Origin of the sequence: Rhodococcus sp. NPDC077669 (genome assembly GCF_040686915.1) — a bacterium.
GTDB lineage: Bacteria > Actinomycetota > Actinomycetes > Mycobacteriales > Mycobacteriaceae > Rhodococcoides > Rhodococcoides fascians.
The window spans coordinates 1-22138 of the sequence record NZ_JBFBMD010000015.1; the positions used below are offsets into that span (position 1 = coordinate 1).

At 64.8% G+C, this 22138-nt stretch carries 30 protein-coding genes and 1 pseudogene; 24 read left to right on the forward strand and 7 right to left on the reverse strand.

Going from position 1 to position 22138, the window contains the following annotated elements; translation table 11 throughout:
• Together AB0P23_RS17055 and ccsB are read left to right on the forward strand one after the other, a co-directional pair.
• On the forward strand, nucleotides 1-279 hold a 279-nt coding region (locus AB0P23_RS17055), incomplete at its 5' end, for a cytochrome c biogenesis protein ResB (protein WP_363798387.1).
• A gap of 4 nt (nucleotides 280-283) precedes the next feature.
• Nucleotides 284-1246 carry a c-type cytochrome biogenesis protein CcsB gene (ccsB, locus tag AB0P23_RS17060; protein ID WP_032373342.1) on the forward strand — a complete coding sequence of 321 codons (963 nt, stop codon included), beginning with the start codon at nucleotides 284-286 and terminating at the stop codon, nucleotides 1244-1246.
• A 6-nt stretch (nucleotides 1247-1252) separates the two neighbouring features.
• Here the strand turns inward: ccsB and AB0P23_RS17065 are convergent.
• The 3 genes and pseudogenes from AB0P23_RS17065 to AB0P23_RS17075 all read right to left on the reverse strand — a co-directional run bounded on the left by AB0P23_RS17065 (nucleotide 1253) and on the right by AB0P23_RS17075 (nucleotide 4199).
• Nucleotides 1253-1552: pseudogene (locus tag AB0P23_RS17065) on the reverse strand (DUF3703 domain-containing protein).
• 48 nt (nucleotides 1553-1600) lie between these two features.
• Nucleotides 1601-3808 (reverse strand): cation-translocating P-type ATPase, encoded by a 2208-nt coding sequence (locus AB0P23_RS17070; protein ID WP_032373341.1) that lies wholly within the window; start codon nucleotides 3806-3808, stop codon nucleotides 1601-1603.
• Nucleotides 3801-4199, reverse strand: coding sequence for a metalloregulator ArsR/SmtB family transcription factor (locus AB0P23_RS17075; RefSeq protein ID WP_032373340.1), 399 nt, complete (start codon nucleotides 4197-4199; stop codon nucleotides 3801-3803). The genes AB0P23_RS17070 and AB0P23_RS17075 overlap by 8 nt, the downstream gene beginning before the upstream one ends.
• 136 nt (nucleotides 4200-4335) lie before the next feature.
• Here AB0P23_RS17075 and AB0P23_RS17080 point away from each other — a divergent pair, with 136 nt between their 5' ends.
• The 6 genes from AB0P23_RS17080 (at nucleotide 4336) to AB0P23_RS17105 (ending at nucleotide 9144) form a co-directional block, all read left to right on the forward strand.
• Nucleotides 4336-4995: a thioredoxin gene (locus tag AB0P23_RS17080; RefSeq protein WP_008720127.1), complete on the forward strand. Its 660-nt coding sequence runs from the start codon at nucleotides 4336-4338 to the stop codon at nucleotides 4993-4995.
• Nucleotides 4970-5605, forward strand: a complete 636-nt coding sequence (locus AB0P23_RS17085) for a vitamin K epoxide reductase family protein (protein WP_008720128.1) — start codon at nucleotides 4970-4972, stop codon at nucleotides 5603-5605. Before AB0P23_RS17080 ends, AB0P23_RS17085 begins: the two co-directional genes overlap by 26 nt.
• Nucleotides 5606-5660: 55 nt before the next feature.
• Nucleotides 5661-6290 (forward strand): TlpA disulfide reductase family protein, encoded by a 630-nt coding sequence (locus tag AB0P23_RS17090; RefSeq protein ID WP_008720130.1) that lies wholly within the window; start codon nucleotides 5661-5663, stop codon nucleotides 6288-6290.
• Nucleotides 6287-6919, forward strand: coding sequence for a TlpA disulfide reductase family protein (locus tag AB0P23_RS17095; RefSeq protein WP_080733221.1), 633 nt, complete (start codon nucleotides 6287-6289; stop codon nucleotides 6917-6919). Before AB0P23_RS17090 ends, AB0P23_RS17095 begins: the two co-directional genes overlap by 4 nt.
• Nucleotides 6916-7803, forward strand: coding sequence for a cytochrome c biogenesis CcdA family protein (locus tag AB0P23_RS17100; RefSeq protein WP_032373339.1), 888 nt, complete (start codon nucleotides 6916-6918; stop codon nucleotides 7801-7803). The genes AB0P23_RS17095 and AB0P23_RS17100 overlap by 4 nt, the downstream gene beginning before the upstream one ends.
• 99 nt (nucleotides 7804-7902) lie before the next feature.
• Nucleotides 7903-9144, forward strand: coding sequence for an Nramp family divalent metal transporter (locus tag AB0P23_RS17105; protein ID WP_008720147.1), 1242 nt, complete (start codon nucleotides 7903-7905; stop codon nucleotides 9142-9144).
• A gap of 105 nt (nucleotides 9145-9249) precedes the next feature.
• Here the strand turns inward: AB0P23_RS17105 and AB0P23_RS17110 are convergent, their stop codons facing one another.
• Nucleotides 9250-9696, reverse strand: a complete 447-nt coding sequence (locus tag AB0P23_RS17110; protein ID WP_197077431.1) for a VOC family protein — start codon at nucleotides 9694-9696, stop codon at nucleotides 9250-9252.
• 209 nt (nucleotides 9697-9905) lie between these two features.
• On the opposite strand from AB0P23_RS17110, the gene AB0P23_RS17115 reads away from it, so the two are divergent.
• From AB0P23_RS17115 to AB0P23_RS17135, 5 genes are all read left to right on the forward strand, one after another.
• Nucleotides 9906-10526, forward strand: a complete 621-nt coding sequence (locus AB0P23_RS17115) for a recombinase family protein (RefSeq protein ID WP_363798395.1) — start codon at nucleotides 9906-9908, stop codon at nucleotides 10524-10526.
• A gap of 479 nt (nucleotides 10527-11005) precedes the next feature.
• On the forward strand, nucleotides 11006-11368 hold the full coding sequence (locus tag AB0P23_RS17120) for a hypothetical protein (RefSeq protein WP_363798398.1): 363 nt from the start codon (nucleotides 11006-11008) through the stop codon (nucleotides 11366-11368).
• A gap of 82 nt (nucleotides 11369-11450) precedes the next feature.
• On the forward strand, nucleotides 11451-12380 hold the full coding sequence (locus AB0P23_RS17125) for a DUF2637 domain-containing protein (RefSeq protein WP_363798401.1): 930 nt from the start codon (nucleotides 11451-11453) through the stop codon (nucleotides 12378-12380).
• On the forward strand, nucleotides 12377-13045 hold the full coding sequence (locus AB0P23_RS17130) for a TetR family transcriptional regulator (protein WP_363798404.1): 669 nt from the start codon (nucleotides 12377-12379) through the stop codon (nucleotides 13043-13045). Before AB0P23_RS17125 ends, AB0P23_RS17130 begins: the two co-directional genes overlap by 4 nt.
• Before the next feature lie 97 nt (nucleotides 13046-13142).
• Nucleotides 13143-13637, forward strand: a complete 495-nt coding sequence (locus AB0P23_RS17135) for a hypothetical protein (RefSeq protein WP_363798407.1) — start codon at nucleotides 13143-13145, stop codon at nucleotides 13635-13637.
• Nucleotides 13638-13910: 273 nt separating this feature from the next.
• Here AB0P23_RS17135 and AB0P23_RS17140 read toward each other — a convergent pair whose 3' ends face one another.
• Together AB0P23_RS17140 and AB0P23_RS17145 are read right to left on the reverse strand one after the other, a co-directional pair.
• A complete protein-coding gene (locus tag AB0P23_RS17140; protein ID WP_363798410.1) occupies nucleotides 13911-14282 on the reverse strand; it encodes an Lsr2 family protein in 372 nt (123 codons plus the stop codon).
• A 206-nt stretch (nucleotides 14283-14488) separates the two neighbouring features.
• On the reverse strand, nucleotides 14489-15169 hold the full coding sequence (locus tag AB0P23_RS17145; protein ID WP_363798412.1) for a pentapeptide repeat-containing protein: 681 nt from the start codon (nucleotides 15167-15169) through the stop codon (nucleotides 14489-14491).
• A 245-nt stretch (nucleotides 15170-15414) separates the two neighbouring features.
• On the opposite strand from AB0P23_RS17145, the gene AB0P23_RS17150 reads away from it, so the two are divergent.
• The 8 genes from AB0P23_RS17150 (at nucleotide 15415) to AB0P23_RS17185 (ending at nucleotide 20264) form a co-directional block, all read left to right on the forward strand.
• Nucleotides 15415-15627 carry a hypothetical protein gene (locus AB0P23_RS17150; protein ID WP_363798415.1) on the forward strand — a complete coding sequence of 71 codons (213 nt, stop codon included), beginning with the start codon at nucleotides 15415-15417 and terminating at the stop codon, nucleotides 15625-15627.
• Nucleotides 15624-16013, forward strand: coding sequence for a hypothetical protein (locus AB0P23_RS17155; protein ID WP_363798418.1), 390 nt, complete (start codon nucleotides 15624-15626; stop codon nucleotides 16011-16013). The genes AB0P23_RS17150 and AB0P23_RS17155 overlap by 4 nt, the downstream gene beginning before the upstream one ends.
• Before the next feature lie 16 nt (nucleotides 16014-16029).
• Nucleotides 16030-16182 (forward strand): hypothetical protein, encoded by a 153-nt coding sequence (locus tag AB0P23_RS17160; protein WP_363798421.1) that lies wholly within the window; start codon nucleotides 16030-16032, stop codon nucleotides 16180-16182.
• Between the two features lie 2 nt (nucleotides 16183-16184).
• Entirely contained in the window at nucleotides 16185-16385 is a 201-nt protein-coding gene (locus tag AB0P23_RS17165; protein WP_363798423.1) for a hypothetical protein, read from the forward strand.
• A 66-nt stretch (nucleotides 16386-16451) separates the two neighbouring features.
• Entirely contained in the window at nucleotides 16452-17318 is an 867-nt protein-coding gene (locus AB0P23_RS17170) for a hypothetical protein (RefSeq protein ID WP_363798426.1), read from the forward strand.
• A 388-nt stretch (nucleotides 17319-17706) separates the two neighbouring features.
• Nucleotides 17707-18093, forward strand: a complete 387-nt coding sequence (locus AB0P23_RS17175; RefSeq protein WP_363798429.1) for a hypothetical protein — start codon at nucleotides 17707-17709, stop codon at nucleotides 18091-18093.
• Between the two features lie 149 nt (nucleotides 18094-18242).
• Nucleotides 18243-18527: a hypothetical protein gene (locus tag AB0P23_RS17180; RefSeq protein ID WP_363798432.1), complete on the forward strand. Its 285-nt coding sequence runs from the start codon at nucleotides 18243-18245 to the stop codon at nucleotides 18525-18527.
• A gap of 93 nt (nucleotides 18528-18620) precedes the next feature.
• Nucleotides 18621-20264, forward strand: a complete 1644-nt coding sequence (locus AB0P23_RS17185; protein ID WP_363798434.1) for a ParB N-terminal domain-containing protein — start codon at nucleotides 18621-18623, stop codon at nucleotides 20262-20264.
• Nucleotides 20265-20389: 125 nt separating this feature from the next.
• On the opposite strand, the gene AB0P23_RS17190 is transcribed toward AB0P23_RS17185, so the two are convergent.
• Nucleotides 20390-20614: a hypothetical protein gene (locus AB0P23_RS17190; RefSeq protein WP_032370864.1), complete on the reverse strand. Its 225-nt coding sequence runs from the start codon at nucleotides 20612-20614 to the stop codon at nucleotides 20390-20392.
• A 257-nt stretch (nucleotides 20615-20871) separates the two neighbouring features.
• Between AB0P23_RS17190 and AB0P23_RS17195 the strand changes: the two genes are divergently transcribed.
• The 3 genes from AB0P23_RS17195 (at nucleotide 20872) to AB0P23_RS17205 (ending at nucleotide 22108) form a co-directional block, all read left to right on the forward strand.
• A complete protein-coding gene (locus tag AB0P23_RS17195; RefSeq protein ID WP_363798437.1) occupies nucleotides 20872-21111 on the forward strand; it encodes a hypothetical protein in 240 nt (79 codons plus the stop codon).
• A 65-nt stretch (nucleotides 21112-21176) separates the two neighbouring features.
• Nucleotides 21177-21452 carry a hypothetical protein gene (locus AB0P23_RS17200; protein ID WP_363798440.1) on the forward strand — a complete coding sequence of 92 codons (276 nt, stop codon included), beginning with the start codon at nucleotides 21177-21179 and terminating at the stop codon, nucleotides 21450-21452.
• Complete coding sequence (locus AB0P23_RS17205) at nucleotides 21452-22108, forward strand: DUF6349 family protein (protein WP_363798443.1); 657 nt, start codon at nucleotides 21452-21454, stop codon at nucleotides 22106-22108. Before AB0P23_RS17200 ends, AB0P23_RS17205 begins: the two co-directional genes overlap by 1 nt.
• Nucleotides 22109-22138 lie beyond the last annotated feature (30 nt).

The following is a 22138-nucleotide window of genomic DNA, read 5'->3' on the forward strand; positions in this document are numbered from 1 at the left end:
GAATTCGCGAACCTCCAGGTCGGATACGACCCCGCGCAGCGGTGGGTGCTCGTGTTCGCGGTCACGATGATGACCGGACTACTGGTGTCCCTGGTCATCACACGTCGCCGTGTCTGGTTCCGGGTCCACCCCGGCGAGCGCGGTCTCTCGCCAGTGGACATGGGTGGCCTGGCTCGCACCGATCACGCCGGCTGGGGACCGGAATTCCAGACCCTTCGGTTGAAGATCTGGCCGCACACGCAGAGCCCGTCCGAGAACCACGACAGAGAAACGGTGTAGCACCATGCCGATCGACGACACCCTCGCCCGGTGGAGCGACATCAGCTTCGAGACCGCCTTCGTGGTCTATCTCCTCGCCGCGATCGCATTCCTCGCACAGCTCGCAACGACCCGTAGCGCGGAACTGCACAATACGGAGCGACTTCGTGCTCGGATCATTGCTGCCACGTCGACGACGCCCGGACGCATTCCCGACGCACCCCGGCGAGTTCCATCCGAACGTTTCGGGCGTAGCGGACTCGGGCTGGTGATGGTGGCACTGACCCTGCATATCGGGTCGATCATCCTTCGCGGGATCGCCACCGGCAGGCCGCCGTGGGGCAACATGTACGAATTCGTCTCGGTCACCTGCGCAGCAGGTGTAGTCGCTGCACTGGTGGTGCTGCGCTCGACGCAGCTACGCACCCTGTGGTTGTTCGTTCTGGTGCCGACGTTGATCCTGCTGTTCGTCGCCGGCACCGTGCTGTACGCCGACGCAGCACCGGTGGTACCGGCACTGCAGTCGTACTGGCTGCCGGTGCACGTCTCCATCGTCTCGCTCGGCAGCGGGGTGTTCCTGATCTCCGGGGTTGCGAGCATACTGTTCCTGATCCGCATGAAGCATCCCGAGGACTCGGGCAGCCGCGTGAGCCGGATCGCAGCCCGCCTGCCCTCCGCGCAGACACTGGACATCGTGGCCTACAAGACCACGATCTTCGCCTTCCCGCTCTTCGGCGTCGGCGTCATCCTCGGCGCTATCTGGGCCGAAGCCGCGTGGGGCCGGTTCTGGGGCTGGGATCCGAAAGAAACGGTCTCCTTCATCACCTGGATCGTCTACGCCTCCTACCTGCACGCCCGCGCCACCAGCGGGTGGCGCAACACCCGCGCAGCATGGATCAACATCGCCGGATTCGTGGCGATGCTGTTCAATCTGTTCATCATCAACATGGTCGTCTCCGGCCTGCACTCCTACGCAGGCCTGAACTGATGACCGCTATCTGCCTCTCAGCGCGTCCGTACGGTCCTGCGGAATGGGCATCGGCGACATCGGTCCCGCCTCGACCCGGCCGGTGTTACCGGCCGGGTATCGCCCCGACCACGATCCTGGAGCAGCGATCACGATCCGGATCACCTGACCCCAGGATTCGCGCCGATCATGTTCTACCGCCGCAGCTTTCACCATCGCGGCGTGGTTGAGAGCATGCAATCACGGATAGTGCTGCGAGAGGATGTGTGTTCGTTCGAGGTGGTGCCAGCGCACCTCTGTTGTCGATGCCGCTGCTGCTGGGGTCATGTCGATCCCGTAGAGCCTGCATGCAGTCCGATCACCGCCCGCAGGTCTCTACCTTCCCTGACCGAGTTCGCTTCGCGCGGGAGTCGATGTGCAGCAGGTACATCCATCCGAGCACCCGGAGCTGCTGCCGTCGTCTGCTCCGATCGCCGAGGGTGACGGTGCGGTGGTGGCGGCCAGTAGGTTCCCAGATGCGAGAGGCGCAGCGTTCCTCGGCGTCGGGGCCGGAGCGCAGCAGGCATCCTCGAAGGCCGCTGCGGGTGCGATCGTGACATTGAGGGCACCGGATGCCGTAGGCGGTGGGACGAACCCGTCCAACGGTGTGGTGCGGGCGGCACGAATCGCATTGGCGATCACCAGGACTTCGGCGAGTTCGTGGACGAGCACCACAGTCGCCAAACCGAGGACGCCGGTGGCAGCCAGTGGGACGAGCACGCCGATGATCGCGATCGACAGGGCGATGTTCTGGACCATGATGCCGCGGGCATGCCGAGCGTGGGCCAGCACCTGCGGTAGATGCCGGAGGTCTTCCCCCATGAGGGCAACATCGGCGGTCTCGATGGCAACGTCGGTTCCCATTGCGCCCATGGCGATACCGACATCTGCGGTCGCCAAGGCGGGAGCGTCGTTGATGCCGTCGCCGACCATGGCAATCTTGCGTCCGGCCGCGATGTCGGCGAGCAGGGCCGCTTTGTCCTCGGGCAGTAGTTCGGCGTGGACGGCGGTGATACCCGCCTGGGTCGCCAGGGCCTGCGCAGTGAGTGCGTTGTCGCCGGTGAGCATCGCAGTGTCGATACCGAGCGCGGTGAGTTGGCGGACAGCCTCGGCGGCCTCGGGCCGCAGTTCGTCGCGGACGGCGATCGCAGCGATCAGGACTCCGGCGCGTTCGACGAGAACGACTGTGGCACCGCTGCTTTGGAGACGAGCGACGTCGGCGCGGAACTCCTCGGAGCTGGGGTGGGTGTCGAACCAGCTCGGTTTCCCGAGCCTGATCGCGGCTCCGTCGAGGGTGCCGGTCAGGCCGTGTCCGGCGATGGCAGTGACATCATCGGCTGCCGCGACGGTCGATACGGAAGCGAGGATGGCGCGGGCGAGTGGATGCTCGCTGCGCGCTTCGAGCGCAGCAGCAACGGCCAGCGCGGCGTCGCGGCCGATTCCCGCAGCGGTGACGACGTCGACGACCTCCGGTCGTCCTGCGGTGAGGGTGCCGGTCTTGTCCACGGCGACGACGCGGATGCGGCCCAGCTCTTCTACTGCTGCACCGCCTTTGATCAATGCCCCGTTGCGGCTCGCAGCCCCGATCGCCGCCACCACCGACAGCGGCACCGAGATGGCCAACGCGCACGGTGATGCCGCGACCAGGACCACCAGTGCGCGTTCGAGCCACAACATGGGGTCACCGAGCACCGCACCGACGCCGGCGACGAGGGCGGCGAGAATCATGATCGAAGGCACGAGGGGACGTGCGATCCGGTCCGCGAGCCGCTGGCCGGCCCCTTTGCGGTCCTGGGCCTGTTCGACGATGCGGACGATGCGCGCAAGCGAACTCTCCGATGCCGGCGCGGTGACGGTGATCTCGATGGCTCCGCCGCCGTTGATGGCACCGGCATGCACCTCGTCGCCGACACCGGCTTCGATGGGCACGGACTCGCCGGTGATCGCGGACACGTCCAGATTCGTCGAACCGCGTGCGATGGTGCCGTCCGTGGCAGCTCGCTCGCCCGGTCGCAGCACCATGGTGTCCCCGATCACGACATCGTCGGGGGGCAGGGCCTGCTCGGTTCCACCGCGCAGGACCGACACTGTCGGCGGCACCAAGGACAGAAGTGCGCGTAGTCCGCGGCGGGTCTTGGTGACCGCGTACTCCTCGAGTCCCTCGGCGACGGAAAACAGGATGCCGAGCATCGCGGCCTCGGGGATCTGGCCCAATGCGATGGCACCGAGGAGCGCGATCGTCATCAGCGTGCCGACACCGATGCGGCCGTGTCGCAGATTTCTCACCGTCGCGGGAACGAAGGTGACGGCCGCGATCGCGGCAGCGATCAGACCGCCGACGGTCGCGACCGCATCGGCACCCGTTCGACCGAGCAACCACGATGCGGCGAGGATGATCGCGGCTACCGATGCGAGTTGCAGCTCGCGGACCTGCCACAACCTCTGGGGTACGTCGGTCGGAGCCGGACCTGCCGTGCCCGTACCGTCGGCGGCCGGTTCGGTGGTCGGCGCAGCGGGGGTCGGTCCGCAGCACGCGTCAGCCATGATCGACCCCGGTGAGATCAGCGGTGGCCGAGGCGGTGGCCAGTGGCTCGGTCAGTATCGAGAGCAGTCGGGCGCCGCGATCGGTGAGCGAATACATGACCAACTTTCCCTCTCTGTTCGATGTGACGGCGTCCGCGGCTTTGAGTTTGCGGAGATGGTGGGAGACCAGCTTCTGGCTCTGTCCCACGATCCACGCAACATCGCAGCCGCACATCTGCCCGCCGGCGTTCAACGCGAGCGCGATGGTCAGTCGGGTGGGGTCACCGAAAGCTCGGGCAGCGTCGGCGACCGGTTCGATATCGCCGAGAGCAGGCAAGGCTGCGCGCACCCTCTCGGCGTGAGGGAGGTCCATACACAACAGATCGCACGAGTCCAAAGGTTCCAAGGCCATGGGCACAATCTAACAATCATGCGATCGTCAGGGAAGACCTTTCGGTCGACGTTCGTACGATTGTTAGTCTCACAACGGGTCGAAACGCCCATATCGGGCCCGTTGATCAGTCCGAACGAGTCGAGAAGGTAGTTGTATGAGCCGAGCGTTGAAGATTTCCCTGTCCCTGGTGGTCGTGTTCGCCGCCGCGTTGGCTGTATTTCTGGTGGTGGACCGATCGGGCACGCCGGATGCTGCCGCCGCCGAGCAGGCCGCCGCCGACCCTGCCTCGATCGCGGTGCGCGAGAACAGTCATCGGTTGAACTCGGTGCCCGACGGCCGGGTCACGTTCGTGGAGTTCCTCGACTTCGAGTGCGAGGCCTGCCGGTCTGTCTACCCAGCGATCGAACAATTGCGTGAGGAGTACGGCGACCGGGTGAGCTTCGTGGCCCGCTACTTTCCCATCGCCTCGCACTTCAATGCCGAACGCGCCGCACGCGCTGTCGAAGCCGCAGCACAGCAGGGCGGCTTCGAGGACATGTATCAGCGCATGTACGAGACGCAGGCGCAGTGGGGCGAACAGCAGGTTCCGCAGGACGAGTTGTTTCGGAGCTTCGCCGTCGAGCAAGGACTCGACATGAGCGCCTTCGATGCCGCTTACACCGACCCTGCGACGCTCGAACGCATCGAGGCCGACGTCGCCGACGGGATCGCGCTCGGCGTCCAGGGCACCCCGACGTTCTTCCTCAACGGCACCAAGATCGAACCCACCACCTACGGAGACCTCACCGATGCCCTCGACGCTGCACTCGGCTGACCGCGCAGCCGCTCTCACCCGACGCAGCGGACCGTTCGCCCGAAGCCTGCCCTGGCTGCTGCTGGTAGGAGGCGTGATCGGACTGGCCGCCGCGTTCGTACTCACGGTAGAGAAGTTCGCCCTTGCGCTCGATCCCGCCTACGCCCCGACCTGCAGTATCAATCCGGTACTCAACTGCGGATCGGTGATGGACACCCCGCAGGCGTCTGCGTTCGGATTTCCCAATTCCCTTCTCGGGATCGCGGGCTTCGCCGTCGTGGCGGCAGTGGGTGCCGCCCTGCTCGCCGGAGCCGTGTTCGCGCAGTGGTTCTGGAGTGCACTGCAGGTCGGTGTCACTGCTGCTGCGGTCTTCGTGCACTGGCTGATCGTGCAGAGCCTCTACGACATCGGCGCGCTGTGCCCGTACTGCATGGCGGTGTGGGCGGTCACCGTACCGATCTTCTGGTACGTCACGCTGCGCAACCTCGACCGCGGGGCTCCGAGTGCGGGCCGGCGGCAGTGGGCGGGAGTGTTGATGCGCAATCACTCGATTGCGCTGACCGTGTGGTTTCTCGTCCTCATCGCCCTGATCGCGCAGCGTTTCTGGTCGTACTGGTCCACGCTCCTATGATCCGCGACGTACCGTTCGCCCCTCTGCCGATCTCTCGAGAAAGAAGGTCACGGCGATGACGCGCGGCTGGTCGATCGTCATGCTCGTCGTTGTCGTTGCATCGATCGTCGCACTGTGGCCCCGCTCCGGTGGCGTCGAGGGCGGCCCATCCGACGTCATCGCCAACAATGTCGCGCCGGTCGGACCCGAACCCACACTGTCCCGCCCGCCGGATGACGCGGCACGAGCAACAGCGCTACCGCTGTGTCCGCAGCCGGTGCCACACGAAGGTGGGCCGCTGGCGGGAGTGATGGCGCGCTGCATCGGCAGTGCCGACGATGTCGATCTCGTCGACGTTCTCGGCAGCGAGGTGACGCTGATCAACCTGTGGGCATCCTGGTGCGGCCCGTGCCGCACCGAGATGCCCGTAGTCGATGCCTACGCCGCAGAACCCGACGCGATCCCAGTCATCGGAATCAACGTCGAGGACCGACCCGCGGACGCGGCCGCGCTGCTCACGCAACTGGGCATCCGCTATCCGAACTACATCGACGGCGGCAGCGTCCAGGACGCGCTCTCGGCACCGCCGGTCCTTCCCCTGAGTTTTCTCGTCCGCCCGGACGGAACGATCGAGCGCATCACCGACCCGACAGTGTTCGAGACGACAGACCAGATCCGCACTGCAATAAAGGACTTCACCTCATGACACGTTTCCTACCCGTGTGGGTCGGTACTCGACGACAAGGCGGCACGCCCACCGCGGCAATCGGATCGATTCTTGCCGTCGTACTACTGATCTCCGGATGCTCCGCTGGTGCCGACGCTGCACCGTCCGGCGGGAGCTTCGACTTCGTCGCGCCCGGTGGCCGAACCGACATCGTCTACGACCCTCCCGAAACACGCGGAACCATAGGCGAGCTCGCCGGCCCCGATCTGATGGAGGAGGGCAAGACGACCGCTCTGGCGGACTACGACGGAAAGGTCGTCGTGATCAATCTCTGGGGTCAATGGTGTGGCCCCTGCCGCGGCGAAGCCGACGACCTCGAAGAGGTCTACGAGGCCACCCGTGAGCGCGGTGTGCAGTTCCTCGGTATCAATGTCCGAGATCCGCAGAAGGACAAAGCGCAGGACTTCGTGGTCGACAACAACGTCACTTACCCTTCGATCTACGACCCCTCGATGCGGACGCTGATCGCCCTCGGCGGGAACTATCCGACCAGCGTCATTCCCTCGACGCTGGTACTCGATCGCCAGCACCGGGTGGCCGCGGTCTTCATGCGAGCCCTGCTCACCGAAGACCTGCTTCCCGTCGTCGAACGGATAGCCGCGGAATGACGACTCTTCTCGCCCAAGACATCGGGTCGACGTTCCAGAACGCGGCATCGAGTGGGCCCCTACTGCTGGCGATCGCGGCATGCATGCTCGCCGGGTTGGTCTCGTTCGCCTCACCGTGCGTGGTGCCGCTGGTGCCGGGATACCTGTCCTACCTGGCAGGCATCGCCGGCGCCGACGCCCAATCAGCCCGCGACGCCCAATCAGCCCGCGGCACCCAATCGGCCTGCGAGGCTCAGTCAGCCGATGCCCGGACACCCAGCACCGCGACCGCCGGTACGTCGTCGACGGGTCTCGTGAATCGCTGGCGTGTGGCCGGTGCAGCGTCGTTGTTCGTCGCCGGGTTCACCATCGTCTTCGTCCTCGCCACAGCCTCGGTCTTCGGAGTCATCGGCACCTTGCGCATCAACGAGCAAGTACTCCAACGCGTGGGCGGGGTCATCACGATCATCATGGGTGCGGCGTTCATCGGGTTGATACCCGCACTGCAACGCGACACCCGATTCGCACCCCGGCAGATCTCGTCCCTTGCAGGAGCGCCGCTGCTCGGTGGGGTGTTCGCGCTCGGCTGGACGCCGTGCCTGGGTCCGACCCTTGCCGGCGTGCTGTCCGTGGCGGCAGGCACCGAAGGTGCAACCGCAGCCCGCGGGGTCACTCTCATCGTCGCGTACTGCCTGGGACTCGGCCTACCGTTCGTCGTTCTTGCGTTCGGTTCGAGTTCGGCGATGCGCGGTGTGGGGTGGCTTCGGAGGAACTCTCAGAGGATCAAGGTGGCGGGCGGTGTCATCATGATCGCCGTCGGCATCGCACTGCTGACCGGGGTGTGGGGGTTGTTCATCGCCTGGATCCGCAACGAATTCGTCAGTGCAGTGATCCTGCCCATCTGATCGTGATGTCGCCGAACCGCCACGCCGCATTGCATTGTTCGGGAGGCCGAACTATATTTTCAGGGTTCTGACATATTGTTGGTGCCGGAGGGTGTGGTCATGTCTGTGCTGCAGCGCCGATCGTCTCGGCCGCCCTCGAGGTTTCGGTCTGGCCTCGTTCTGCTCGGTCCTGCTTTCGTCGCCGCGATCGCCTACGTCGACCCCGGCAATGTCGCCTCCAACGTCAGCGCCGGCGCGCAGTTCGGGTACCTGCTGGTCTGGGTGATCGTCGCCGCGAACGTGATGGCCGGCCTCGTGCAGTTCCTCTCCGCCAAACTCGGCATCGTCACCGGAATGACACTGCCCGAAGTGGTCCGCGAGAAGTCGAGCAAGAGTGTGCGACTGGCATATTGGGGGCAAGCAGAAGTGGTCGCCATGGCGACCGACCTCGCAGAGATCGTCGGCGGTGCGATCGCTCTTTACTTGCTCTTCGACCTGCCGCTCCTGATCGGCGGCCTCATCACCGGAGCCGTATCGATGATCTTGTTGCTGGTCCAGGATCGCCGGGGCCAGCGCCCGTTCGAGTTCGTGATTCTCGGTCTACTCGGTGTCATCGCCGTCGGATTTCTTGCCAGCGTCGTCGTGGAACCGCCATCGTTCACCGCCGCTGCCGCCGGGTTGATTCCGCGGTTCGACGGCGCGGAAAGCGTATTGATAGCCGCCGCTATGCTCGGTGCGACGATCATGCCGCACGCGGTCTATCTGCACTCCGGCCTTGCACGTGACCGGCACGGACACCCCGAGGCAGGGCCTGTCCGGCAGCGGTTGTTGCGGATCACCCGGATCGATGTCGGGTTGGCGATGCTGCTGGCCGGTGCAGTGAACATGTCGATGCTGCTGTTGGCGGCCTCGACGCTGGGAGGCCGAGAGGGCGTCGATTCCATCGAAGGAGCTCACACAGCAGTAGGAGACACTCTGGGGCCGGTGGTAGCGCTGCTGTTCGCGGTGGGCCTGCTGGCCTCGGGCCTGGCATCGACATCGGTCGGGGCATACGCCGGCGCGATGATCATGGACGGCCTACTACGTCAGCGCATTCCGATTCTGGTGCGACGACTGGTGACACTTGTTCCCGCACTGGCAATTCTGGCCGCGGGGGTCGACCCCAGTCGGGCACTGGTCGTCTCACAAGTCGTCCTGTCCTTCGGTATTCCGTTCGCGCTCATTCCCTTGGTGCGGTTCACCTCGGACCGCATCCTGATGGGCGGCGATGTCAATCACCGGATCACGGCATACGCGGCATGGCTCATCGCGGGAATCGTCGTCGCACTCAATGTCGCGTTGATCTATCTGACCGTCGCCTGACTGCGCGCGGGTGGACAAGTCCAGCATGCGCTTATTTCAGGACGATGACCACGCGTAGCGCGTCGACGGACGTCCGGGTCATCGAGTTTCTGCTCGAGGGTGCGGTCAGGGTGCGCCGTTGCCTGCCGTGGTGGGCTCGTGTTGGCTTTTTTCATCGGTATGGAAAGTGATCAGATTGCCGTCGGTGTCGACAGCTGCGAACTCCGTCGTTCCCCAGTCCGTCGAGACGGGACGACCCGCGTCTGCGGGATGGAGCACTCCCGCGCGGGACATCTCGGCGTAAAGGTCGTTGATCTCGTCCACGGCGATGCGGCAGCTGGCTGTGCCGGCAAGGAACGTCTCGGCTCCGCTGCATACCGGCCATGCCGCAGGGTCTGAACGGGTATTCCAGCTGTCGTCGTCGGCGGCCCACAAGTGGATCTCGACGTCGTCGCGGGTAAGTCTCGCGAAAGTCGGGTCGGTGTACCGGGTCGTGAAGCCGAACGCGCGGACGTATATCTCTACAGCGGTGTCGATGTCTCGTACCGGCAGCGCAGGTACCACTTTCGACATGCCCATAGGCAACACTAACGCCGACGAGCCGGAGTAGGAGCCGAACCCACATCAATTGCTGGCGCTCAGTGCATTCGACTTCTGACACAGTGAACGCGACTCCTGAAACTGACAATCGGTCGACGCTCGGACCAGCTTGTCGGTGTCTTGATAGATAGTGTTGCAAGTAATCCCAGTTTGATCGCAGATTCCGAGACGAAGGGCTCCAGGTGGACGAAAACCTGATCGGGTACGCCCGGTGCTCCACACGAGGACAGGATCTACGAGCGCAGCGCACAGCCCTTCGCAAGATGGGCGTCGACACCGGCAACATCTACACCGACCGCGGATACACCGGGCGCAATCGCGAGCGGCCCGGTCTCACCGAAGCTCTCGCGGCAGTGGGGGAGGGGGACACTTTGGTGGTCACCAAGCTCGACAGACTCGGTCGGTCGGTGACCGACCTCAATGCGATCGTCACCGAGCTCGATGCCAAAGGTGCACGGTTGATCTACGGTGGCCAGGTCTACAGTCCAGGTGATCCGTCGAGCAAGATGTTCTTCACTGTTCTCGGCGCGATGGCCGAGTTCGAGGCCGACCTGACTCGCGCACGCACCCGTGAGGGCGTCGCGATCGCCAAAGAGCAGGGCCGGATGACCGGACGCAAGCCCAAACTCACTGCACTGCAACACGAACGCATCCTCAAGGACTACGAATCCGGCGAGTTCGGTGCCGTGAAACTCATGGAGCTGTACGGCCTGAGCCGATCAGCCGTCTACGCCGCCCTCATTCGGGCCCGCGAGCAACGCGACGGCGCACACACACCCCGCGCCACAACCACCAGGAGCTGACACGCAATGAGCACCCACGCCAATCGCCACACCACCGACACGACCGGTGGCGCTCAGTTCGGCCTTGCCGCCGAGGCGACTTCATGACCGCCGAACGGGTGGTCGTTCGGTGTGCCTGGTGCGACCAGTGGCTCTCCGAGACCCCGGCGAATCTGGCGTCTTCTCATCCGGTGCATCACGACGAGTGCCGCCCAGTGGGCGTGAACGGCTGGACCGCCGCTGCTGCTGATGCTGCTGGTCCTGCTCGGTCCCGTAAGTAGTCCGCAGCAGTGGGGGAGGGGATCTCGGTGGGCAGCGCGCCACGCTCGAGAGGCAGAATGATCCGGTCTGGTGTATTCGATGCCCCGGCACGTGGTCATCAGTGAACAGGTGTGAAAACCACACGGGCGCAACTGATGGCCGCTTGATGGAAGCCGGAATCGGCAAGTAAATCCGGTTCCGGTATTGCGGTACACGCTAAGTACCGTCGTACTGTAACCATGCCGCAGACACCCGATATCCAATCGCTGGCCGAATCGCGACAACGATCCCGCCAGTACCGACGCCACCTGGACTTCCTCGCCGACAACTACGTCGATCAGGCTCTGGTCAAATCTGCGATCCTGGCAGGCCTGAGTCAAACCGAAGTAGCGAAAGCCCTTGGGATGAGCAAGAAGACGGTGAACACGCACGCACGCAATCCCTGGCGGCCCTACCTCGCAGGCAAAGGTACGAACTTGCCCGACAGTGACGCGTTCTACCGATTCGTTTGGGGATCGGACACTGGCGCAGCCGATGCCATCGCCACGTGCAAGCAATTCGACCGCGAACGCCTCGACTTCGAGTTTGCCACCATCCAATAACCTCCACACATCCGACCGGAAGGCCCCGGCAGTGCTGCGAACACCGCCGGGGCCGGTCGATCACAGAACGGACCTGCGATCAATGAACAACGCTAATGCCCAGCCCGATCAGAACACCACCGAGGACACCCGCGAGATCCACCCTGCTGTCATCACCTGGGCGCTCGTCATCGGATTGATCGTCGCCTTTGCAGTTACCGCGTCCAGTTTCAAGTTGAGCTTCACCACCCTTCTCGACCTGGGGTCCATGGCCGGGCTGCGCGATTCCGCGTGGGTCATACCGGTAGTGCTCGACGGACCGATCCTGGCGGCCAGCATCTTCCGTATCGCGCTGTCCCAACACACAGACCGCGCCACCGTTCGCGGCCGCCGATTCATCATCGCCGTCTTCGCCCTCGCAGGAGTGGCCAGCATGGCAGGAAATGCCTACCACGCCGTACTCACCGTCACCGACCTAAATGCGGCCGTCGCCGCCATGATGGGTGCCCTCGCTCCGCTGATGGTGATGACCATGGGCGAAATGATGTCCGTCGCCATCAGTGCTCCCCGTCGACGCATCATCACTGCGGCACCGGTTGCAGGCGATGATGCTTCGACCGCGCCGGCCTTCACCGCCGCCGCACAGGACCCCGCCGTCGAGCACCCTGCATCGCGGCCATTCGAGGCTGTGGGAGTGGATGAAGACTTGGACAACGGCCTGCTCAAGCCCGCCGTGTGGACCAGTGTCCATCTATACCTCGCAAACCCCGACTGGTCGCTGAGTGACATCGCCCGCCACCTCGAGCTCCACACCTCGACCGTCTCGCGACATATCAAGACCTGGACTCAGGTACAGCAGAACATCGCCGCCGAGCGCAGCACCGCAAACCCCATCGCGGCCGACGAGACGCACACCACCACCGATGACGATCACGACCTCAGCGCCGCCGACGCACGTTCGGGATACGCCGACGACGCCGACGACTACGACTCGATGAACACCGATCGCGACTACGCGGGCGCGACGCGATGACCCAGGAGCGAGCCGTCCGAACACGCGCGAACATCTTGGACGGAGCGGCAACAGAATTCGCGCGGTACGGGTACGCGGGATCGTCGGTGACCCGAATTCTCGACAACACGTCGAGCACCAAAGGTGCGATGTACTTCCACTTCTCCTCCAAGCAGGAGATAGCAGCCGCGGTACTCGACACCGCCGCCGCCGCTTACATCGCCATAGCGACACGTTGGAGTACTGCTGACGGTGTTCCCCCGCTCGATGCGATCGCTGGCATGGTCGACGACGCCGCGCAGGCCTTCGATGACGACGTGGCGTTGCGCGCCGAAGCCCGGTTGAGCGTGGAACCGGACTTCCATGCTCACCGTGCGTCCGCAGCGTGGGAGGCGGCAGTGCTCGACCTCGCGGGCCGCGCTGCCGAATCCGGCAGTCTGCGCCAAGGTTTCACCGCGGAGCGGTTCGTGCGTGTTCTGGCGGCTTCACTGGCCGGGTATCGCCTATTGGCCCACATCGTCCCGACAGGGTTCAGGGCGTCGATTTCGACCGGCTACCGCGAGTCGCTCGATACAGTCCTCGCCGCCGCGCGCAACACCGACGCCATGGAGTCCGCGTCGGAGGAGAAGAACACCGCCTCACCTCTGCGGCGCGCCGCAGAGAATGCCGATGCCACTCGGGTATGAACGAGGGGTGGACAGCGTCACCGAGCAGACCCGGCCTGCACCGATCCGGCGCCGGCCCAGACCTCGGGTGCACCGTCCGAACGAGGACCGGGTGGTCATGATCGACATCGACGGCGTCCTGGCCGACATGTCCGCGCATGACAGCGTGCTCGCAGACGAAGCGATAGACCCAGCTCAGCGGTGGCGTGAGTTCTTCGCCCACGTTCCCGATGCCGCAGTGCTCGCCGGCGGGCACGATCTGGCGTGGGCGCTCCACGGTCTCGGCTTCACGATCGTCTATTCGACAACGCGACCCGCGTACGCCCTGCCCGCGACCAGAGCATGGCTCCCCGAGCAGGACTTCCCCGGGGGCAGAGCGGTGCTCGGCCGGCCGGCCTCCGAGTACTCCCAGCACACACGGCAGGCCTGGCAGATCAAGCTCGGCCACGCCAGGGCAGTGATCAACCGGCACCCGGCGTGGCTGCGCGGCTTCGTCGACGACGACCCCGACGCCGTCCGACGCCTGACCGACAACGGTGTCCGCGCGCACGAGGCGGACACTCTCGCGCAACTCGGAATTGCGTCACTACGCGACCGGCTGGACACCACCTAGTCGAGGTGTGTGAATTTCAACGACGCATCTCACGGACGAAAATCCAGATCAGCCAGAAGCCAGCAGTGATTACGGTGAGAATTACATCGAAAAGAAAATTGACGAGGCCGTACGAGCGACGTGACTTCTTGGACAACTGCGGTGCTCCTTGGATGGGTGTTGCTTGAGAACCTTAGGACGTGGTTTCAACAGGTCAAACCACTGGCGTTTTGGCGGGAACTTAGACGCCGCACACACTGGTAGAGCCCATGATCACGCCAGAGTGGTGCACGGTCAGTGCGCAGCGTTGAATGCTTCTTCGATCGCAGCAGGAATGCGGCCGCGATCGTTTATTTCGTAGCCGTTGTCTGCGGCCCATTGCCGCACCGCTCTGGTCTGTGCCGGATCACGTGTGACGGCGGTGACGGTGGAGGGAGTCGGCGATAGTGTCGGAGTGAGCGAGGCTCTACGTTTGCGTCCGCCGACGCGGGTGGCGTGTTCGATGTAGTAGCCGATGGCGCGGTGAAACTCGTTCGCGTTCTTGGCTTTCAGGTCCACGAGGTAGTCGACGCCGTTGACGGAGAACTCTATGGACTCGCCTGACTTGTCGTCGATGACGGTGCCGTCGATATCGTCGACCAATTGGGTGAAAACTTTTTTCGCCACGGTTCGATGCGGCCTTTCTCGGGTTGAAACACTGTTGTCGAAGACCACCCTAACCAGGCCGAACCTGCACACAGAATCATCAGATGAAAAAGTAAAAAATGGCCGCATCCTCAGCCTCGGCCACCTCACCGTTGCCCGAGAAAACATCGATCCGCTCGACGTGCAACCATCCACCGTCGCCGTCCAAGCGGTGTTCGAGATAATTCTCAGCGTCCGTTGCCAGCCACCACAGGGAGATATTTGAGGGGGAATCGGTCACAGGTTTGTTTGTCGCTTGGTGGGGGCTGGAACATGCCCCACGACCCCCATAACGTCGCCGATGACCAGCAGATTTTGGTCGGGTACGCGCCTGCGAGGTCGGCACCTGCCAGGTTCGTGCTTTCCAGGTTCGCGCCTTCCAGGTCTGCGCCGTTGAGGCTCGCGCCGCTGAGGTCTGCGCCTGCTAGGTCTGCGTCATTGAGGTTGGCGCGGCTCAGGTCAGCGTTTGCAAGTTCGAGGCCACGGAGATTCTGGCCTGCGAGGTCGATGCCATTGAATGGGCGGGGGAGGTCGGGGTCGGGCGAGGACTTATCGCGGACGAAGGTGAGGTTGGCGGCGCGAAGAAGCCGGTCTGCTCGGGCGTCGTCGATGTCCTTTTGTGCGTCAATGGTTCCCCAGGCGACGATGCCGCCGGTGATGACGGCGATCAGAAGCGGGACGGCGACGTCGCGAATCCAGAAGGATGTGTGGGATTTGCCAGTGATGTCGGGGCGCGGTGCGGAATCGGCCGGTGTTTCGGTGTTGGCGGGGGACGGCGGGGCTTGGGCGGCGGGTGCTGTGCGCCTGTGGGTTCGGCCGGCGATGTGCCCGGGTACGCGGCGCGCACGGGTGGTCCTTGGGGTTGGCATGCCGCAATTTTGACCGAGGACGGCCCAGGTTGCGATGGACAGACCGCACGAGGCCGGCGAACCGGCGATATCCTCCGCGGCTACAGCGCCTGGGCAAGGCCAGCTTCGGCCGTACTGCTCGCCACGCGGTGAACCACCTGGCCGCATCTACGTAAGCCGGCACCAGGTGTCGAGAGACTCAACCGAGCGGGCCAATCCTTCTATCCCCCCTTTACTTATTGATCTAGTGGGACTAGACTAATAGTATGAAGCGAGCCGATCTGCTCAAGGAGATCCGCGCCCACGCCAAAGCGATCGGTGCGGAGATCGTGCTCACCGAAGGTGGTAACCACACCAAGGTGGTGGTCGGCACGAAGCGCACCGTTCTCGCTCGACACAGCGAGATCAACGACATGACCGTCAAGGCGATCCGTAAGCAGCTCGGGATGACCGATCCGCGACAGAAGGGCACGAAATGAAAGTGACCGCGAAAGCGACCCGCTCGGGCCAGTGGTGGGCCGTCGAGGTGCCCGAAGTCGACGGGGCCTACACCCAAGCGCGGCGACTCGATCAGATCCCGAAGATGGTGGCCGACGCGGTGAGCCTGCTCGAAGACGTACCGGCTGACACCGTCGAAGTCGACCTCGATATCGACCTCGGTGTCCCCGACGTCAGCGAGTACGTGCGCAGCGCCCGCGTAGCGGTCAAAGACGCTGCACGCGCTCAGGAATCAGCGGCCCGCACGTCTCGCGACGCCGTTGGACGCCTGCGTAATCTCGGTCTGACGGTGCGAGAAACCGCCATCGTGCTCGATGTGAGCCCCCAACGGGTCTCGCAACTCGATACCCGAACCCCTGCAATCTAGAAAGACGTATGACCGGATGACCAGTGACCACAGCTTCGCCCCGGACTCCGACCACGGACAGGCGGGCTGGGTGACCCTGCCGAGTGGGCAGCGTGCGTACCGGTACGAGGGCTCCGACGATCTGATCTACGACGCCGGAACCGCACCGGAGTCCGGCGCGTCGAACTAGACATGGACTCCATCGAACGAGCTGCCATCGTCGACGAGGGTTACGACCCCGACGACCCCGATGTGCACGCCGCCATGGACCACGTCTCACGTCTCCTGGCCGCGCATCGCCACCTGACGGCCGATCCCGAATTGTCGATCGACCACGTCGTGGACGCCTCGAAAGCCCACGATTCACGGTGGGCACCGGACGTGCGCAGGTAGTTCGACATCGAACGTATGTTCGCATAGATTGACGTGAGGAGATCCGTTCGGCGAAAGGTCGCACTCATGGCCGGTACAGCCGAGACGATGCCCGACCTCAGTGGCCTGGACAAAGCCGCGCAGCTCGCGGCGCTGCGGCGCAGCATGGCAGCGATTCCCGGTCGCCGCGACCACGCACCCACCGGCCCCGATGAATCCGCTGTCGACGTCGCCCTGAGTGTGGCACCGCCGACCGCGAGCGCTGGCGCAGCCACCACCGGTGTCGAGGAACGAGCCCTCAGCGGCCCCGTGCGCTCGCGAAGCCTGCGGATCATCCCGACACCCACACCGCTGTCGGAACTGCTTCCACGAGGCGCACTGGCCCGAGGAACGGCCCTGTCGATCACCGGTGCCGGATCGATTCTCGTCGGACTTGTCGCCACCGCCACCGCGGCCGGCCATCACGTCGCCCTGATCGGACAACCCAAGTTCGGGCTTCTCGCCGTCCATGAACATGGTGGGGATTTGTCGAAAGTGCATCTGATAGATCCAGGGAACGGCGACCCATTGGACGTTGCCAGTGTTTGTATCGATGGGATCGATCTGGTCGTCAGTACTGTCCACGGTCGCGACGTACCGCCGACTCGTGCGCGAGCGATCCTTGCCCGGACGCGCACGCACGCAGGCGTATTCGCAATCACCGACGGCCGGATGCCTGGTCTCGATCTGACGATCTCCTCTCGGCCGGTCGGCTACGGCGGCATCGAGCAAGGCAGGGGACGCATCCGCTCGATCACCCTCGAGACCACCGTCCACGGACGCGGAATCACCCAGCGCACAGGCCGCTACACCCTCACCGCACCCACGTTCGGCGAGCATGGCCTGCGCTGGACCCCGGTGGCCAACGACACCGTCGCCGGTCACCGGCCGCACCGGCTGGCGGTCGCACAATGACCCCCGACCTGTACGAGAACTGGCCCGTGAGCTTCGACCCACCGACCCGCCGCATCGTCGATCCACCTCGGAGAGTCTTGGTCAACATAGCGCTCACCGTGGCAGGCTCGTCCGGAGGATTCTTCCGCGACGGAACACCTCTCAAAGTCCGCTCGGAGGGGCTCGCGATGGATACCAAATCGCCAGGTCTTCTTCATGCGTGGGCGAAAACCGCTCGCGGACAGTGGATTTGCTGTCTGAGTTTCGACATACCGATCGGGAACGGCAAGGGTTTCCTTCGCCTCCAGCAGCAGTGGTGCCCCGCCGAAGCCGCAACCCCCGTCAGCTGAAACACGCTCAATCGTCAAGATATGTTGACGGAGAGAAATCGTCAAGATATCTTGACGTTATGGAATCGGAGAAGGTCCTCACCCCGACCGAGCTGACCGAACTCTACGTCCAGTACAAGGACGCTCTCGTCGACGTCGACCTAGCCGAGATGGTGCACGAGCAGGGGCGCAAGGACGCTGGGACGTGGACCGCGAACGCCCAACGCCGCATGGACGACGCGGTCTCCGATGTCGACGCACTCGAGATCAACGCCTTCCTCGCCTCGACGATGATCGCCGACCGCTACGCCATCATCGGACGCCTCCGGACCCAGGAGCGGCCTGTCCCATGGTCGAAGATCGGCGAGATCCTCGGCATGAGCAAGCAAGCCGCACAGCAGTGGTACGACACCTACAACCTGCGGCCCCGTATCGAGAACCCCACCCGCCGCACCGACCTGGCGTAGTCGCAGGCTCGATCATCCTGCGCTGTAAGCGATTCGAGTGGGCATGGTGCCGCCGTTCGACGCCCGCAACGTAACGGCTCGGATTCGCACAGGAATCGAAACCCGTTGCAGGGCTTGACAATACAGCTTGACGCTGTAAGGTTAGGGGCATGGGAGAAACCGAGCGGAACCTCACGGCAGTCACCTCCGAATACGGCGACGAACGCCCCGAACGCGGCCTGGGAGTGTCCATCCGACGGGGCGGCATCGAGGTCGAGTACATCGACGCGACCGGCATCGAGGAGCGCGCACCGATGGACTGGACCCCGGACATGGCGCAGGTTCTGCTCGCCCGTCGCGGATACGCGGTCACCGGGCGCTGGGTCGACATCAGCGCCCCCTGTGCAGTAGATCCGATCTGGGAACTACCCGTCGTGAAGACCGCCGATCGCTGACCCTCGCTCGACCCTCCACCTGCGAACGGGCACCGGGCAGCTGATATCTGCCCGGTGCCTCACCGCCGCACTCTAACCAGGGAGACCGCCATCATGACCACCACCATGGCTACACAATCGGCACCGACCTCGACCGGCTACACCCTCGTCGACGCCGACCCGCACGCCCTCGACATCACCGCCAACGTCCGCGACGGCGTCGACATCACCGCCGACCCCGAGTTCGTCGCCTCCATCGCCGCCCACGGTGTCCTCCAGGCGGTCTCGGCGGTCCGCCGCGTCGACGGAACCCTGGTCGTCCACGACGGACAGCGCAGAACTCTCGGGGCCCGCGAAGCCGGTCTCACCTCGATACCGGTGATGGTGCGCGAGCAGTCCGACGACGAGAAGGCCGCAGGGATCGAACGCATCACCGAGCAGGTGGTATCCAACGACCAGCGCGAAGACCTCACCACCGGGCAACGCGCCGCCGCCGTCACGGGCCTGCTCGACCTGGGCCTGAACGTGCAGAAGGTCGCGACAGCACTGCACGTCCCCAAGACGTACGTCGAAAAGGCCGGTCGAGCAGGACGATCCGAGCGCGCTCGCCGCCAGCTCGACGACCGGCAACTCACCCTCGAAGGAGCTGCGTTACTTGCTGATCTCGAAGCCGCCGCACAGACGGAGCCGTGGATCACCGAGGCAATCGAGCAGATCTTCGACAACAGATTCGGTTTCGAGTACCGCCTGGCCACCCTCGCGCGCCGCATCGACGAACGCGCCGAAACCACTGCCGCCGCAGCCGACTACATCGCACTCGGCTTCACGTTGCTCCACGACGAACCGTCCACCAGCGAGGGGGAGTGGTACTCACTCGCGGACCTGCGCACCGCCGACGGCGCGGCAATCCCGGCCGACGCACCCGAACAGGCACCGCACTTGTGGCACGTCCACGTCCACGAAACCGGCACCGTCTGGGTCGACAAGACCACCCGCGAGGAAGTCGCCGAAGACGACATCGACTTCGACACCGAGGACGACGACGAAGCCGAGGCGTACGAGGAGCTACGGCACGCCAACACCGTCGAGAAAGTGACCGCCTGGGGCCACGAATACTTCCTGCGCCACGACCATGTGTCTGCGGCCGGCCTCGAAGTCGCACCCGAGAAGATCGCCGCCGCAGCCGCAGAGGGCGTTGGCACCGAGGACGGATTGACCCCGGCGCAGCGCACAGCCGCGCGCGCCGAAGCCGAACGCATCGAGACCGAACGCGCAGAACGCCGCAAGGTCAAGGCCCTCAACCGTGCCGGAGCCACCGCCACCGAAGCCCGACGTGCATTCCTCACCGGTCTGCTCGCAGGCAAGACCGCCCCGAAGAACGCCACCAAATGGATGGTGACCGCGCTGGCGGCTCATGACGACGTGTTCACCGAATCCAAGTGCTCGGAGCGGTACGGCGAGATCATGGGTTCACCGCTGGGCGAGGTCGACCGTAAGGCCACCGGTGCCACGCCCGCTCGCGCCGAGGTATTGCTGCTTGCCCGTGTGCTCACCGCGTTCGAGGCCCGCCTGACGGGACCGCAGGACGCCAAGGACTACTGGCGGTTCTCCGCCAAGCACTACCGAGGCATGGTCGGCATCGACAGCTACCTGACCTTCCTCGCCGACAGCGGGCACACCCTGACCCCGGTGGAGCAGGCCGCGATCGGCAACATCACCGTCGACGCCGCGTACGCCGCCGTCGACGACGACGCCTGACCATCCGCTGGAGCGTCGCAACCAGCACGACAGGAAGGCCCCGACCATCACACCGATGGCCGGGGCCTTTCCTGTTCGTCAAGATATGTTGACGCGTAAAGGTGAATCGGAACGTCGAACGACGATCAGCGTGGGTACAGGTCGGTTCGCGCACCACTGCCGGGTCGGCCTGCGATCCACGCCTCGATGTCCTCCCGCGAATATAGCGGAGTGCGCGAGAGGTGGCGGGCAGGTTTCGGGGCCTGGCCACGAGCGACGTAGGACCGCCACGTCGAGGACGCGATCGCTTTCCCGGTCGAGGCCTCGATCAGTGTCAGAACCTCGGAGAGGGTCAATTCGGCATCGGTCACGGTTCCTCCGATCTCCGCACGAGCATGATTGTCGACATACCCGCACCTTACAGCCCCACGCTGTAAATACTTCGCCGAACCCCTTGCAACCATACAGCGTGACGCTGTATGGTTTGGGTATGACATCGACACGCACCGGCGAGATCGAATGCGATTGGCACGCAACGTTGTTCACGTCTTGCGCATTGCCCGGGTGTACTGTTCCGGTCGCTACACCAGGCGATGTGTGTCAGTCCTGCCGCGCAGCGTTCGGGGGCATGCTGAACGTACGAACCGACGGATTGGCCGTAGATCCGGAGCAGGTCCGCGCCGACCTCGCTGCCCGTGATGCGAGCACCCGTGAGCAGTACCGCGCACAGGCCGCCACCGTGGCTGCGGCGCAGCAGGTGTCGACCCGCAAGCGCAACCAGATCTGCTGGCTCTGTGAAGAGCGACGGACCTGCACCGCGACCGCCGGACGCTGGGAATGCGCCGACTGCCAGACCTTGCCGTCCTGAGCGCCTGCGCACGGCCCGCGACCGTCATCGCTGAAGTCTTTCTCCGCCCGACCTTGGGAGTACTCATGACCGCCACCCTGACCGCGCCCACCACGCCCGCACGCCGCCGCCTCACAGGAGTTGGAATGAAACTGATCTCGCTCGACACCCAGTTCGACGGAACGATCATCGACATTCTCGGCTACCGCACCGCTCCCGCAGGCCGCGTCGAGGTCACCGCCCTCCTCGACGCACCCGGTGCCTGGTACAGCCGTACCCACCCCGTCGTCGTCGACGCCGGCGACATACGACTCTCCCTCGCCGTGCAGTCCCTCACCCGCCCCGAGCTGGGCCTGCGGTGATGGCCGAGACCGCAGGCCAGATCGACATCTTCGAGGTGCTCGCCGCCGCTGAAGCCGACGAGCAGAACAGCCGCATCGAGCGGCACGGCATCCCGATCCTGTTCGCCAGTCCCACCCGAGGAGTGGAAGCTCGCATCGCCGAATTCGAGACCTGGGCGAACACCTGGGGACGGCACGGCCCGAGCGCCGACTCCCACGCGTTCCGCCCAGGAATCTGCGACCCGTCCACACCCACCGACACCTGCCAACCAACCTGCATTGCAGCGGACCTCGACTGCTGCTGCCCGGACACGAGCAGGGACACCGGCTGCCAGTGCGTCGGCGGCGACGTCTACCGCGGCGCGTGCACCGGTTGCCCCTGGGAAGGGGAAAACCGCGCCGACGAGGCCGAGGCAGTCTGCGACGCCCTCGATCACGCCCACCCCGACTGGATCGACGACCTCCCGATCGTGACCCCCGAACGCAGACCGTTGCAGAAGGACCAGGTGTGGACAGCGAAGGTCATCGAGCTCGTCGGGGAACGCCCCACCGGATGGCCCGTCATCACCCGACGCGGCGTCACCATCGGCCTGCGCTCGGTCCCGAACCGCTCACCCTGGGGCGGCTACGACGTCGCTGCCGCCACCGCCGAAGCCCACCTCACCCAACGCCCCTGATCGTGCAGCCCACCCGAGCCTGAAAGGCCC

Bases quoted from the DNA above. Each gene is read 5' to 3' on its own strand.
- AB0P23_RS17075 (WP_032373340.1), bottom strand. From the start codon at position 4,199: ATGGCCTTGGAACCTTTGGACTCGTGCGATCTGTTGTGTATGGACCTC.
- AB0P23_RS17145 (WP_363798412.1), bottom strand. From the start codon at position 15,169: ATGCCAACCCCAAGGACCACCCGTGCGCGCCGCGTACCCGGGCACATC.
- AB0P23_RS17200 (WP_363798440.1), top strand. From the start codon at position 21,177: ATGACCGCCACCCTGACCGCGCCCACCACGCCCGCACGCCGCCGCCTC.
- AB0P23_RS17105 (WP_008720147.1), top strand. From the start codon at position 7,903: ATGTCTGTGCTGCAGCGCCGATCGTCTCGGCCGCCCTCGAGGTTTCGG.
- AB0P23_RS17185 (WP_363798434.1), top strand. From the start codon at position 18,621: ATGACCACCACCATGGCTACACAATCGGCACCGACCTCGACCGGCTAC.
- AB0P23_RS17090 (WP_008720130.1), top strand. From the start codon at position 5,661: ATGACGCGCGGCTGGTCGATCGTCATGCTCGTCGTTGTCGTTGCATCG.
- AB0P23_RS17160 (WP_363798421.1), top strand. From the start codon at position 16,030: ATGACCAGTGACCACAGCTTCGCCCCGGACTCCGACCACGGACAGGCG.
- AB0P23_RS17120 (WP_363798398.1), top strand. From the start codon at position 11,006: ATGCCGCAGACACCCGATATCCAATCGCTGGCCGAATCGCGACAACGA.
- AB0P23_RS17175 (WP_363798429.1), top strand. From the start codon at position 17,707: ATGGAATCGGAGAAGGTCCTCACCCCGACCGAGCTGACCGAACTCTAC.
- AB0P23_RS17070 (WP_032373341.1), bottom strand. From the start codon at position 3,808: ATGGCTGACGCGTGCTGCGGACCGACCCCCGCTGCGCCGACCACCGAA.
- AB0P23_RS17095 (WP_080733221.1), top strand. From the start codon at position 6,287: ATGACACGTTTCCTACCCGTGTGGGTCGGTACTCGACGACAAGGCGGC.
- AB0P23_RS17125 (WP_363798401.1), top strand. From the start codon at position 11,451: ATGAACAACGCTAATGCCCAGCCCGATCAGAACACCACCGAGGACACC.
- AB0P23_RS17130 (WP_363798404.1), top strand. From the start codon at position 12,377: ATGACCCAGGAGCGAGCCGTCCGAACACGCGCGAACATCTTGGACGGA.
- AB0P23_RS17085 (WP_008720128.1), top strand. From the start codon at position 4,970: ATGCCCTCGACGCTGCACTCGGCTGACCGCGCAGCCGCTCTCACCCGA.
- AB0P23_RS17180 (WP_363798432.1), top strand. From the start codon at position 18,243: ATGGGAGAAACCGAGCGGAACCTCACGGCAGTCACCTCCGAATACGGC.
- AB0P23_RS17080 (WP_008720127.1), top strand. From the start codon at position 4,336: ATGAGCCGAGCGTTGAAGATTTCCCTGTCCCTGGTGGTCGTGTTCGCC.
- AB0P23_RS17165 (WP_363798423.1), top strand. From the start codon at position 16,185: ATGGACTCCATCGAACGAGCTGCCATCGTCGACGAGGGTTACGACCCC.
- AB0P23_RS17155 (WP_363798418.1), top strand. From the start codon at position 15,624: ATGAAAGTGACCGCGAAAGCGACCCGCTCGGGCCAGTGGTGGGCCGTC.
- AB0P23_RS17205 (WP_363798443.1), top strand. From the start codon at position 21,452: ATGGCCGAGACCGCAGGCCAGATCGACATCTTCGAGGTGCTCGCCGCC.
- AB0P23_RS17100 (WP_032373339.1), top strand. From the start codon at position 6,916: ATGACGACTCTTCTCGCCCAAGACATCGGGTCGACGTTCCAGAACGCG.
- AB0P23_RS17195 (WP_363798437.1), top strand. From the start codon at position 20,872: ATGCTGAACGTACGAACCGACGGATTGGCCGTAGATCCGGAGCAGGTC.
- AB0P23_RS17135 (WP_363798407.1), top strand. From the start codon at position 13,143: ATGATCGACATCGACGGCGTCCTGGCCGACATGTCCGCGCATGACAGC.
- AB0P23_RS17150 (WP_363798415.1), top strand. From the start codon at position 15,415: ATGAAGCGAGCCGATCTGCTCAAGGAGATCCGCGCCCACGCCAAAGCG.
- ccsB (WP_032373342.1), top strand. From the start codon at position 284: ATGCCGATCGACGACACCCTCGCCCGGTGGAGCGACATCAGCTTCGAG.
- AB0P23_RS17110 (WP_197077431.1), bottom strand. From the start codon at position 9,696: ATGTCGAAAGTGGTACCTGCGCTGCCGGTACGAGACATCGACACCGCT.
- AB0P23_RS17170 (WP_363798426.1), top strand. From the start codon at position 16,452: ATGGCCGGTACAGCCGAGACGATGCCCGACCTCAGTGGCCTGGACAAA.